This is a genomic window from Parazoarcus sp. PS-13 R2A, from assembly GCF_057621855.1.
This window is the reverse complement of sequence record NZ_JBYEXN010000006.1, coordinates 164217-176853: the sequence shown is the minus strand read 5'-3', so window position 1 is coordinate 176853 and position 12637 is coordinate 164217. Positions and strand designations below refer to the sequence as shown.

General features: G+C 60.7%; 10 protein-coding genes. 4 read left to right on the top strand and 6 right to left on the bottom strand.

Annotation, left to right across the window (positions count from 1 at the left end; all coding sequences use genetic code 11):
* Window positions 1-107: 107 nt before the first annotated feature.
* Window positions 108-536 (top strand): thioredoxin fold domain-containing protein, encoded by a 429-nt coding sequence (locus tag AC22G6_RS08270; RefSeq protein WP_487366381.1) that lies wholly within the window; start codon window positions 108-110, stop codon window positions 534-536.
* A 34-nt stretch (window positions 537-570) separates the two neighbouring features.
* A complete protein-coding gene (gene ppc, locus AC22G6_RS08265; RefSeq protein WP_487366380.1) occupies window positions 571-3324 on the top strand; it encodes a phosphoenolpyruvate carboxylase in 2754 nt (917 codons plus the stop codon).
* A gap of 186 nt (window positions 3325-3510) precedes the next feature.
* Here ppc and AC22G6_RS08260 read toward each other — a convergent pair whose 3' ends face one another.
* From AC22G6_RS08260 to AC22G6_RS08235, 6 genes are read right to left on the bottom strand one after another with little or no spacing between them, the layout of a single operon-like run.
* Window positions 3511-3918: a type IV pilin protein gene (locus tag AC22G6_RS08260; protein WP_108973055.1), complete on the bottom strand. Its 408-nt coding sequence runs from the start codon at window positions 3916-3918 to the stop codon at window positions 3511-3513.
* 3 nt (window positions 3919-3921) lie between these two features.
* Window positions 3922-8232, bottom strand: a complete 4311-nt coding sequence (locus AC22G6_RS08255; protein ID WP_487366379.1) for a pilus assembly protein — start codon at window positions 8230-8232, stop codon at window positions 3922-3924.
* Entirely contained in the window at window positions 8180-8749 is a 570-nt protein-coding gene (locus AC22G6_RS08250; protein WP_487366378.1) for a pilus assembly PilX family protein, read from the bottom strand. The genes AC22G6_RS08255 and AC22G6_RS08250 overlap by 53 nt, the downstream gene beginning before the upstream one ends.
* Entirely contained in the window at window positions 8746-9774 is a 1029-nt protein-coding gene (locus AC22G6_RS08245; RefSeq protein ID WP_487366395.1) for a PilW family protein, read from the bottom strand. Before AC22G6_RS08245 ends, AC22G6_RS08250 begins: the two co-directional genes overlap by 4 nt.
* On the bottom strand, window positions 9774-10238 hold the full coding sequence (gene pilV, locus AC22G6_RS08240) for a type IV pilus modification protein PilV (RefSeq protein ID WP_487366377.1): 465 nt from the start codon (window positions 10236-10238) through the stop codon (window positions 9774-9776). Before pilV ends, AC22G6_RS08245 begins: the two co-directional genes overlap by 1 nt.
* Complete coding sequence (locus AC22G6_RS08235) at window positions 10228-10656, bottom strand: GspH/FimT family pseudopilin (RefSeq protein WP_487366376.1); 429 nt, start codon at window positions 10654-10656, stop codon at window positions 10228-10230. The genes pilV and AC22G6_RS08235 overlap by 11 nt, the downstream gene beginning before the upstream one ends.
* On the opposite strand from AC22G6_RS08235, the gene AC22G6_RS08230 reads away from it, so the two are divergent.
* Both AC22G6_RS08230 and AC22G6_RS08225 read left to right on the top strand, forming a co-directional pair.
* Entirely contained in the window at window positions 10649-11857 is a 1209-nt protein-coding gene (locus AC22G6_RS08230; RefSeq protein WP_487366375.1) for a sensor histidine kinase, read from the top strand. The two genes, AC22G6_RS08235 and AC22G6_RS08230, sit on opposite strands and share 8 nt — an antisense overlap.
* Window positions 11854-12582 (top strand): LytR/AlgR family response regulator transcription factor, encoded by a 729-nt coding sequence (locus tag AC22G6_RS08225; RefSeq protein ID WP_487366374.1) that lies wholly within the window; start codon window positions 11854-11856, stop codon window positions 12580-12582. The genes AC22G6_RS08230 and AC22G6_RS08225 overlap by 4 nt, the downstream gene beginning before the upstream one ends.
* Window positions 12583-12637 lie beyond the last annotated feature (55 nt).

The window sequence follows — 12637 nt, the reverse complement described above, 5'->3', positions numbered from 1 at the left end:
CTGGGAGAACGATTGTCATGCTGCTGAAGGCACATTTTTGCGGCAACGCAGCATCAGGGTTCGCACCAATGGCGCGCAGGCTGCTCGCAATTCTAGCATGCGTACCAATGACCCTGAGTGCAGCGCAGGGACTGCCCGCAGCGGAGAACCTGGCACAGGATGCAGAACGGATGCGCGCCGAGGCGCTGCCGATGGTGGTGCTCTACAGTCAGGCCGGTTGCACCTGGTGTGAAGAAGCCCGTCGCTATCTGGTGCCAATGTCGTCGGCTGCCGAAACCCGGGATCACGCACTTTACCGGCAGGTCGATATCGACTCCGATGCCGCGCTTGTCGACTTCGAGGGCACCCGCACGACGCATCGCGAGTTTGCACGCGTCAGAAAGGTGCGCCTGACCCCGACCGTCGTGGTCTATGGGCCGGATGGCGCCAGAATCGGCGAGGCCATTGTCGGCATGAGGCTGCCCGACTTTTACGGGCAATACCTCAGCAACGCGGTTGATGCTGCGCGCACTACGCTGAACTCGAGAACACGCTGAAACTCCCTTCAACCCGACCCTCTTCAGACCGCTCATGACTCAAGACAAGGACGCGCCCCTGCGCGAAGACATCCGGCTGCTAGGCCGCCTGCTCGGTGACACGGTTCGTGACCAGCAGGGCGAATCGAGCTTCGATCTCATCGAGCGCATCCGCCAGACCTCAGTGCGTTTCAGGCGCGACGACGACCTCGCCGCACGCCGCGAACTCGAGGGCATTCTGGACGCCCTGTCACGCGAGCAGACCATCCAGGTCGTGCGTGCATTCAGCTATTTCTCGCACCTTGCCAACATCGCCGAGGATCAGCACCACATCCGCCGCTCCCGCGCGCACCTGCTGGCCGGCTCAGCCCCCCGCGAAGGCAGCCTGGCGCACGCAATCGGCCACGCCATCGATCAGGACATTGCCAGCCCTGCGGAGCTCGCAGCCTTCTTCGACACCGCGCTGATCTCGCCGGTGCTGACGGCACACCCCACCGAAGTCCAGCGCAAGAGCATCCTCAACTGCCAGACCGTGGTCGCCAGGCTGCTCGACGAGCGCGACCGCATGCAGCTGACACCGGAAGAAGCCGAAAACAACCTCGAAGCCCTGCGCCGCGCGGTACTCACGCTGTGGCAGACCCGCATGCTGCGTCCGACCCGGCTGTCGGTGATCGACGAGGTCAGCAACGGCGTGTCCTACTTCGAAAGCACCTTCCTGCGCGAGCTTCCCCGCCTCTACGCCAGCCTGGAAGACCGTCTGAGCAAGGCAGACTCGGCCTTGGGCGCACTCGAACTGCCCCCTTTCCTGCAGGTGGGGAGCTGGATCGGCGGCGACCGCGACGGCAACCCCTTCGTCACCGCCGAAGTGCTCGAACAGGCGCTGAAGATGCAGGCTGCCGCTGCGCTGGGATACTACCTGGACGAATTGCACACGCTGGGCTCGCAGCTGTCGCTGGCGCACGGCCTCGTCAGCGCATCGGACGCGCTGCTGGCCCTCGCCGAGCGCTCGCACGACAGCTCTCCGCACCGCAGCGACGAACCTTACCGGCGTGCCATTTCCGGCATCTACGCCCGCCTCTCGGCAACACACCGTGCGCTCCTCGGTAGCGACCCGATACGCCATGCCGTGGCCGATGCCGAGCCCTACCTGAACGTCGAAGCCTTTTCGGATGATCTCGACATCCTTCACCGCTCGCTGCAGGCGAATGGCAGCGCTGCGCTTGCACGCGGGCGTCTGCGCCACCTGCGCCGGGCACTGCGGGTCTTCGGCTTCCACCTGGCACCGATCGACCTGCGGCAGAACTCCGATGTCCACGAAAGAGTCATCGCAGAGCTGCTCGAAGTCGCCCGTCCGGGCACGGCCTACCTGGAGCAGGACGAGGAAGGCCGCTGCGCGCTGCTCCTAGAAGAACTCGCCACCGCCCGCCCGCTCGCGTCGCCGCACGTTCAGTACTCGGACGACTCGGAATCGGAACTCGCCATTTTCCGCGCAGCACGTGCTGCGCACCTGCGCTACGGCAAGGCCGCGATCCGCAACTGCATTATCTCCAAGACCGACAGCGTGTCCGATCTTCTAGAGCTCGCGGTCCTGCTCAAGGAAGCTGGCCTGCTGCGACCGCTGGAGAACGCGCTGGACGTCAACCTCGTGCCGCTGTTCGAGACCATCGACGACCTGGAGAACGCCTCCACCATCATGGATCGCATGTTCTCGATCCCGAGCTACCGCGAACTGCTGAGCGACGCGCGCCAGGACACTCAGGAAGTGATGCTGGGCTATTCCGACAGCAACAAGGATGGCGGCTTCCTGACCTCGGGCTGGGCGCTATACAAGGCCGAAGGCGAACTGGTCGAAACCTTCGCGCGCCACGGAGTCCGCCTGTGCCTGTTCCACGGCCGCGGCGGCTCGGTTGGCCGCGGTGGCGGCCCGAGCTACCAGGCCATCCTGGCCCAGCCCGAAGGCGCGGTGCAGGGACAGATCCGACTCACTGAACAGGGCGAAGTCATCGCCGCCAAGTACGGCCACCCGGAGGTAGGACGGCGCAACCTTGAAGTCCTGGTTGCCGCCACCGTCGAAAGCAGCTTGCGCCCGGCGGGCGCCGACACCACCCCGGCCGCCTTCCTCGAGGCAATGCAGGCCTTGTCGGACACTGCGTTCAAGGCCTATCGCGGCCTGGTTTACGAAACACCGGGCTTCGAACAGTACTTCTGGGAATCGACGGTCATCTCGGAGATCGCCGGCCTCAACATCGGCTCACGTCCGGCGTCGCGCAAGAAGGGCACGCATATCGAAGACCTGCGTGCAATTCCCTGGGTCTTCTCGTGGTCGCAGTGCCGGCTGATGCTGCCGGGCTGGTTCGGCTTCGGCTCGGCGGTCAAGGCCTGGCTGAACGCCAATCCCGACGACGGCCTCGCCAGACTGCAGACGATGTACCGCGACTGGTCCTTCTTCGCCAGCCTGCTGTCGAACATGGACATGGTGCTGGCAAAGACCGACCTCGCGATCGCCTCGCGCTATGCGGCACTTGTAAAGGACGCCGACCTGCGCTCAAGCATCTTCGACCGCATCCGCGCCGAATGGAAGGACACGGTCGAGGTCCTGCTGGCGATCACCGGCCAGGACGAACTGCTTGCGGCCAACCCGCTGCTGAAGCGCTCGATCCGCAATCGCTTCCCTTACCTCGACCCGCTCAACCACGTGCAGGTCGAACTGCTCAGACGCCACCGCGAGCAGTCGGGAGACGAGCGCATCCGCCTTGGCATTCACATCTCCATCAACGGCGTCGCCGCGGGCTTGCGCAACAGCGGGTAGTCATGATGCCCAATGCTGCCAAGGCCGCGGCGCACCACACTTCATCGGCATGGTAACTCGGGGACCGCAAACGCCCCGTCGATGAGGAGCGCCCAATAGCCGCCGGCAAGCCAATAGAAATGCCCGCTGACACTATTCATGTCAGCGGGCATTTCGTTTCAGGCACAGGGATCTGCTCCCCGCATTTCACCAGCAGTCTGAAGGAGTCCCCGTCCCCGATTCGGTTTTGGTTCCCACTTGATTGATACCAAGCGTCCCACATCGTGTGTCTGAGGTCTGCGTGCCTTGTGGCGTCGCCTCGATCAAATAGGTTGTTGCCGACACCGGCGTTCCCGCATTGAACCCAAAGTTATAGAAGCCACTCAATTCCGACGTGCAAGACACGGCAGGAAGCACCGCTCCAACGTAGGTCATGTTCGTTGTGTAGTAACGCTCCATGAACTGTGCATGCCCAAGCAGACATCCTGCTGCTGCAGCCCGCCGGGTCTTCAGCACATGCTGCTGGTAACTCGGGTAGGCCACTGCTGCAAGAATGCCGACGATCGCAACCACGATCATCACTTCAACCAAGGTGAAACCTTTCTGGCCCTTCATTACTCAGTCCCTCACAATTTCGCGCCAGGAGATACGCCCGGTCCGCTTCAGCCCAAGGTTGATCCGCATATCGGCAATACCGCCACTCGAACCAGAAACGATGAGTTGATCGCCAACGATCGTCGCCTCTCCCGGCATACCAATTTTGGGATCGAAGGAACCAACCACGGCGCCAGACAGCTTGTCGTTACCATCAAACTTGCCGTCGTCATCGAGATCGAAGGGAGAGTACTCAAGCCGAGCACCGGTGTAGGGGTTGATTGCATTCACATAGCCGCTCCCCCCCGCCTCACACGGATCCGGGTCAGGAATGATGCTGCTGGCAAGCAGCACTGGCTCAAGGAATCCGTATACGATCGAGCGTGTCACGATGCGCTCGCCCCTTGCGGTCGGATCCTTCAGGTCAATGTACCAGCCCTTCTTGCCGCTCATGTCGTTGCTGCTGGCTTCCGAAAACACACGTACGCCATAACCACTAACTGAACCGGTGGTCTGGATCGTGCGCTGCACAAGGTCCGATCGCGACGCCACCTTTGTGTCCTCGTCGATTACGCCGTACCAGGACTGCACCTGCTTGTCGTTGGGATCGCTGCCATACACATAGCTGCCGGTTCCGAAGAGCACGAAGGTCTTGCCGTAGTTCGCGTCGCTCTTCACTGAATTGACCGAAACAGTCAATTGCGCATTGATCGGTTGCACCACCGCGCTCGAATCCTTCGCAGTAAACAGCGGCTGCGGCGTACTTCCGGAGAGGAAGTAGGACTTCCAGGTCCCCGAACTATTCCCGCTCACATCAAAACGCCAGACGTTGCCTTTCAGGTCGCCCGCGTAGATCTTGTCGATCTTGCCGTTGCCGTCGGAGTCGAGCAGGGTTGGCGTCGACATTCCGTTGTCGCTGCCCACCTTGGTGTCGATCTTCTTCAGCAAGACGCCTGTTTCAAGGTTGAATATATACAGCATCGCATAACCATTGACGCTGTTATGCCCGTTCCCCACCACCGCGACGGTATCACCGCTCTCGAGGGTTCCAATCTGGGGGCGACCTAGCACGTAGCCCAAGTCGTTGTCAGAAGCCCCGCTGTACTCCCACAATGCATTCGATTTCGAGAATGAAGCCGGCGTGGTCACATTAAGACCGAACAGGCCCTTCGCACCACGACCTGCAGACGCCACCAGGATGTTCTTTCCAGGGGTCTGCGTCAGCGTCGATACGGCAATATCACCGTCGGCAAAGAACGTGTGGCTATAGGTGGTCGCGGCCAGCGTTGAGAGTTTGCTGAAGGTGAGTCCGGGGACATAGCCGAACAACTCGGTACCGGTGGTGGCCGAAAACGCGTGCAACATGCCGTCGTTGCCACCGACAAACACCGTGTCGCTGTCCTTGACGTAATATGGCGACGAATGAACGATGTCCCCCAGCAACTTGCTGCGCGTGCGATAGATGCCGGCGTTCTGAACCTCCTTGGACTGATCTCCCCTGAGGAAATTAAGCACATCCTCCGAACCAAGTGCGGTCTTCTGCGAACTGGACAGTTTTCCCCATTCGAACTCGATACCCGTCGCAGCGCCGGTATCCCAGGAGACCAGCTTTCTCGACCCTGCCGCCGGAATGCCACTCGACCCTTTCCACGCCGCCGTCGTACTCACCCCCGACGATGTAATGGAGTAGGCAAACAACTCACCTTCCCAGGTCTTGCTGTTGAACTGGGTCTGGAACACCTTGCTGTCGGTCTGCAGCTGCTGACCGTTCGAGGTGATGTTGCCTGCACTTGCACTGCGGTCGACGATGGTGTCGAAGCTCTTCTTCAGTGACTCCTTGAGCTTGAGCGGGTTCTGCACCAGGAAATAGGTATCGGGAACGCCGTTGCCGTCTGCATCCCACTCCTGCGTCAGGTCAGGCTTCTTGTTATTGTTACTGTCGACAAAGCCACCCCACTTCGCCGCGTACCACAGCGGATCCTTCAGCAGACTCGCGCTTGAAGACCCCGGCGTGAAAGTGCGGTCGCTGGTGCCGTTGCCGGTATAGGGAAGCTTGTTGCAAGCGGCAGGCGGATTGGTAACATCACAGTCGCCCGGGTCCATCCCCGGCGGTACGTTCAGGTGGTAATAGCGGTTAGTGTTTTCATCCTGGACGACAAGGTAAACACCGTCCTTGCTTGTCCCCGAAATGACATAGCCCATGCTGTGCTGTATGCCGCCGGCCTGATACTCGGGAGTCAGCTTGACCCTCAACTCACCGTTGGCCTCCGCCGAAATCTCGTAGACGACAATCGCATCCATGTCATGGTCTGCGCCCTGCTCGACGTCTTCGAAGTTGATGCGGAACTTTGCGTAATAGCGGCCACTATTGATGGACGCGTCGTAATCGGCACCCGATGCCCCCGACGAGTTCGCAATGGTATCGACGTAAAAGTCGACAATCTGGTTCGTCGGCTGAAAGCTGCCCTTGCTGTTGGAGATGCTTGAACCACCGACCGACTTTGCGAAGGGGACCACAGTGATAGTGCTGCCGGACGAGGTCTTCGCCTCGATGCGCGGCAAGGGCGAACTCAGCACCACGGCGTAGGTATCAACGGTCTGGGTACCCTTGAGGTCACTGCGCACACTGTTGACCTTGCCGAAATGGGCAACCGAGGCAGAATAGAAGCTGCCCTGCTTGGTCGGCTCCTCGGGCGCCAGGCCACGGATGTTGCCCAGCGTCGTGACGGTCTTGGCAGTCGGCGCCCCATCGTAGTTCGTGCCGACCTGGCCGATGTAGCGGCTACCGGCAATTCCCGACTCGCCCGAAGTAATCGAATTGGCGATATCCGACACGTTCATTCCGCTCATGTCACCCGAGAACGAACCAAAACTGGTCCCCGGCAACTGATCGGAGTCAAAAGAGGGGTTGATACCCGAAACCACGAGCATGTTCGGACGCGCACACCACTGCGCAGCTGCCGCACTGCTACTCTGGTAGGGGTCATCCCAAGTCGCAGCAGACAGACCAATATCAGCGTCATAACTGCCGGACGTCGAGAAATCCGAGGTGGCCGATTTCTTCCCGGCAAAATACCGCAAGGCTTCATACATCATCTCACCGGTCGGATTGCCCCAGTCGACGAACTCGCCCTCCTTCATCGCCCGGGTCGTCACCCAGCCACCACGATAGGCATTGTCGGTACGGCTGTTGTTGAAATCCCGAATGCGCAGACTGTTGAGCGCATTGACGATTGTTGCTGATGTTGTGAATTGGCCGGTGGAGGTATCGACCTCGTTCTTGAATGACGACACCACCTTGCGCAGCACCCCGCCCGACATGCTCTTGTTGTAGCTGCCGGAAATCAGGCCGAAGAGCATGGCCTCGTTCTCGCCATACTCATGCAGCAGGCCGATCGGCTTCAGACTCCCATTCGGATAGGACTTGCACCCACTGTTATAGGTCGAAGTGCAGACCTCGACCCGCACCGTATAGTCGGTGCGCGAGGCGCCACCGTGATCGTTGTCTCTCAACACGGGACGCTCGGTAGACGCCCACTCCCAGACCCTGCGAGTACTGTTCTGCACGACTCGGAGCAAGGGCGGCTTGTCACTGCAATTGGAAAGCGTCGCGCAATTCACGCCCGCCGTCGCGGTCAGGTTGCCAAAGAAATGACGCTTGCCGCTGCTCGGTTTGGATAGTGGCGTGTAGTCGCTGATATCGTAGCCGTCAACACTTGAGCTTGTGTATTCCTTGGCCCACGAGTGCGCATCCTGCGGCACATAGGCCCGACGCAGCACGGTTTTTGCAGTGGTATCGACATCGCGATAGCCGCCGTAGAAAACCTTGCGCAAGGCATCGATACGGCTGGTCGTGGCATAGTTCAGCCAGTTGCCCGACCACTTCCCTCCGGAACATTTCCCCAAAGTGCCCGCCGTCGCTGCGGGGGTAAAGAGGTCGGAGTTGGTGGCGCCGCTCGAGTGCGAGTAGCACAGCGTCGAGTCAAACAAGCCGTAATACGTGATGGCTGGCTTGAACCGGGTATCCAGCGTGCCGTCACTGTCAATGTCGCTGGCGTCGTTATAGGCTTCGTAGAACAGCGTGTGGTCCCGGCCGACGACCATCATGCTCAATGGTACCGCCGATTGCGTCGCGACCAGCGGCGTCTCCGGAATCGTTGGCGCCGCAGCACCAGTCAGCGAGACGCCAAGACCGCCCGCCAGCATTGCGGCAGCCAGGACGCTGCGCATGCGCAGCACCGGGGTCGAACGGTTATCAGCATTGGTTTTCATTGTGCACCTCTCATTCGGCCGCATAGATCGACTGCAGGATGACGTTTGCGCGATCGCCGCCACTATTGCTGCGAGCAGTCACGCGGTAACGCTTGCAGTTCTGCGCACCACTGGTCGGATCATCGATATTGCAGGGGAAGCTGCCACCAAGATATTCGACGAAATACTGTGGCGTTTCGGCAAGAGCGCCCAGACTGAGCCCGCCTGCATTGACCCAGCCCGCGAACGCACTGTCTAGCCAGCGGACACCACAATCCTTGTCCGGCTGCGAGCACAGCCCCCCCTGACACGGGGACACGCCACAGGAGCTGTCGCTGTCCGAGTACACACCGGCGCTGTCGAAGCCCGGGTTGGCTGGCGCAGCATCCGCCTGCACCTGGGCAACCGCCTCTCCGACGCGCAAGGCCGACTCCGCCCCCTGGAAACCGAGACTGCGGTCGTATGTATTGGCCGTCATGCGCTCTTCCTGAGCAACCGTCCGAATACTGGACAAGCCGAGCAAGGTCAGCACAATCAGCAGGATGAGGGAAACGATCAGCGCGGCTCCGCGCTGAGCCCTCGGCGTCATTGCCGTTTTCATTCCACGATCTCCCGATGTCTAAGGCTGACCACATGCATCATTTGCCGCTTGAGCGTGGCCGCATCGGTACCCACCGCATCACGGGACTCGAGATCGAGAATGACTCTCACCGCAACAACCTGAGTCGCCGCGGGGGGGTTGTCCCACGATGTCACGGCAGACGCATCGACATAGGAACCGGCCGGATTCGTGCCCGTCCTTGTCAGATATTGCAACTGCATGTCCGTGACACCTTGAGCGATCTCCTCAGGCGACCCCGTTGCACCATTGACGATACGGAACAGCGAACGACCACCCTGCGCATTGTTGCCAACATACCAGGCGGTCGACCTGAACTTTGTCAGAAAGCCATTATTGGAAAAATCGTACTGATTCCCGGTCACCGAACTGCAATCGGTCGGAAAGCCCAGCCCCTTGCTGCAGTTTCCCGGCGTTCCGGTCCCGGTGTTGTGCACGATGGTCACGTTCGTCGCAGAGGCACTTGTCACCTGAAAAATGGCGGCCTGCTTGTAGTCGCACACCATCAGCATGTCACCATCGGCGATTCCATGCGCCGTCGTATTGACCTTGAACTGTGCCGAAGCCGGATTGTGTTCGGTAATGACAATGTTGTTGTTCATCGACCCGGTGCGGATCGTAACGGCATCGGTCCCCGCAACCCTTGCTCCGGTTGTCGTACCGAACGCCTTGCCGGGAAGCGCAACGTTGCTTTCGTAACCCAGAATTCCGCCGGTATCCCAGTCGAGCCAGGATGAGGTGCTGGCTCCGTTCACGACATTGGCCACCTGCGTCGTACCGCAGGGATTCCCGCCGGCCTCGCGAATCTCCCGTGCCATCAGTTCGAACGCCACCCGGGTGTTGTTCTGCATCTGAGAGAGATTCTCATTGACTCGGAACGACTGCCGCTGCGCCAGAAACACATTGGTCAGGCCAAGCAGCAAGAACAGGCCGAGCGTCATTGCAATCATCAGCTCGACCAGCGTCAGACCGGCCTGGGAGTTGGGTAGATTTCTCGACATCGTCATCACAGCCGCGTTGAGGTTTGGAACATTTGCGTCGAAGAGCCCCCTGTGCCGCGACCGTCGTCCCAGTAGATGCGCACGGTGCAGGTGGTGCCGGCACAGGCGATCTCACCACAGGTACCATTGTCGTTCGCGATGTTGTCCTTGAGCGCCTGTACCCAGAAGTGACGATCGTTGGACACCAGGGATCCGCCGACGGCTGGCACTGCGCAGGTCTTCACCATGTTGTAGTTGCCGTTGAGCGCATCCGTGCGATTGGTCCTCATCGAATCGAGCATGAAGTAGCTGAGCATGATTGCCTGGGTACGCTGGAAGCTGCTCTGGTTGTTCTTCATCGCGTTGATCTGCAGCGCCGCCATGCCGAGCAGGCCGATCGACAACACGAGAACGGAAACGAGCACCTCGATCAGGGTGAATCCCCCCTGAGCATTCTTGAATATCTGGCGGTTGCGCCTGTCAGCCGGCATGAATCACCCCCACTCGAACATTGACGACCTTGTTGGCAGTCCCCGCCTGGCTAAGCGTGACCGTGCCCGCAGTGATCAGATTCGTTACGCCATACGACAAACCGTCTGCCTTGAAACGCACACATGCATTGTTCGCAACGGAAGAAGTATCGAGTCCAGTCGTGTTGATACCAATGGCGGTGTGAAGCTCGCCGACCCTGAGGTCCGTTCCGGCGAGGTCCGCCACCCGCCATGCGCCCGTTGTGGGATTGATACAGAAGCGAATGGACGCATTCCGCTTGATGGCTTCGTTCTTGGCGGCATACATGCCCGATACGACGTCGCTGGACGCAGCCGCGATGCGGCTGTTGGCGATCATGCCCTGAAAGCTTGGCACACCGACACCGATGAGGATCGCGAGGACAGCGAGCGTGACCATCAGTTCGATCAGCGAAAATCCCTTCGCGCGGCGGTGCCGGCGAAGAAGATACTGCCCTGACATCAAGTTTGAATTTTCTGGCATTGCACTTGGACTTACCATTACGCGTGAATTTACGTTAGCGCATGCCGAACGGCGGAGACAAGCACTGATGGACGGACGGTCGTTTTTTCAGGATAAGCGGGATGCAGGCGCCTGGCAGGCCGGTTGTCGGGTGGAGGGACTGCTCGTCTGCATTGCCTTGGGCATGGCCGTCGCCGCACTGCTCGCCGTCGCGCCGGGCGCGCCGGGCAATCGCTGGGAACGCTTTGGTCTCTTTGGTTTTTTTGGCCTGTGGATCGTACTCCCCTGGTACTTCCTTGTATGTGCGTTTTTGCGCCCTTTACAGCTCAAAGCCCGCTTCAAGGCGGCCGCCGCCCTGGCCGTGCTGTTTGTATGGTCGCTGGTGGTCGGCAGTATCACCCATGCTCTGATGCGGCCGCTGGACATCGTGGAGGAAAGCCAGTGGGCCTTCCTGCAGGATGTCGGAATGATCGGGGGAATTCTCACGCTTTCGCTCGGGCTGGTGAGCTGGCAGGCATCCCGTCTTCGCCACTGGCGAACGCGGTCGTCCGCCGCCGAACTGGAAGCATGGAGCGCGCGAATGCGCCCTCACTTCCTGTTCAACAGCCTCAACGGCATCACCGAACTCGTTGCAACCGATGCATCGCGCGCGGAGGAAATGATCGAAGCCCTCGCGCGGATGCTGCGAGCCAGCCTCGAAACCGGTGCCTCGGTACCCATCGCTCGAGAGCTCGAGGTGGTTCGCGATTACCTCGCACTCGAGTCCATGCGCCTGGAGGAGCGCCTGCGCGTGACCTGGACGCTACCTGAGCATCTTCCCGAGATCGAAGTACCCGCACTCTGCCTGCAGACCCTGGTCGAGAATGCTGTCCGCCACGGCGTGTGCCAGCGCGCTGAGGGCGGCGACATCAGTATTTCCATTGAGACCGACGCTGACACCCTCGTCATCGCCATCGGCAACGACATTGCATCTGCTGGGCCAGGCGCTCACCCCGCGGAGGGGAACGGGATCGGACTCAACAGCACCCGGACGCGGATCGATGCGTTTTATGGCACGCGTGCATCGCTGCAGACCGGGAGCGAAGATGGGCGCTTCTTTGCCCGCCTCAGCCTGCCCATCGCGGAACGGAGATCATGAAGACACTTGAAGTCCTGATCGTCGACGACGAGCGACTGGCGCGCGCACGACTGCGGCGGCTACTGGCAGATCAAGCCGACATCCGAATCACCGGCGAGGCCGATGGCGCGGAGAGCCTGCGCGAGCACATCCGCAAGCACGTGCCTCATGTTGTCATCCTCGACATTGAAATGCAGGGCGAAGATGGCATCTCGCTGGGGCACTGGCTGGCGGAACTCGCCAATCCGCCGGCAGTGATCTTCCTCACCGCGCACCGCGAATTCGCGCTCGATGCGTTCTCTGCACGGGCCGCGGGATACCTGCTCAAGCCCGTCAGCGCAGCGCAATTGATCGATGCGCTGCATACGGTGCAACGCCCTACGCGCGCCACCCAGACCACAAACCAGGGCGCACCTTTGCCCATGCTTTCGGTTCTTGCCGGACGACGCTCGCGCCTGGTCCCTGCGGACGATATCCTGGCCTTCCGGGCTGAAGACAAGGGCGTGACCGCGTTCACCCGTCAGGGCCGGTTCTTCGTCGATGACAGCCTGAAGGAACTCGAAGCCCGCTTCGAACCCGCAGGTTTCCTGCGCGCTCACCGTGCCTGGCTGATCTCCCGTGCAGCCGTGCGCTCGATTGAGCGCGATGCGGTCGGACACCACTGGCTCGAGATGGACGAAGTGGGCGAACCCGTTCCCGTCAGCCGGAGGCAGTTATCGCGCCTGCAGGCGTCGTTACGCCCTTAGCGCCGCCCCCTGGGGACGAAACAGCGTGCTCCGTTCCTCTATACTGTCGGTCTAG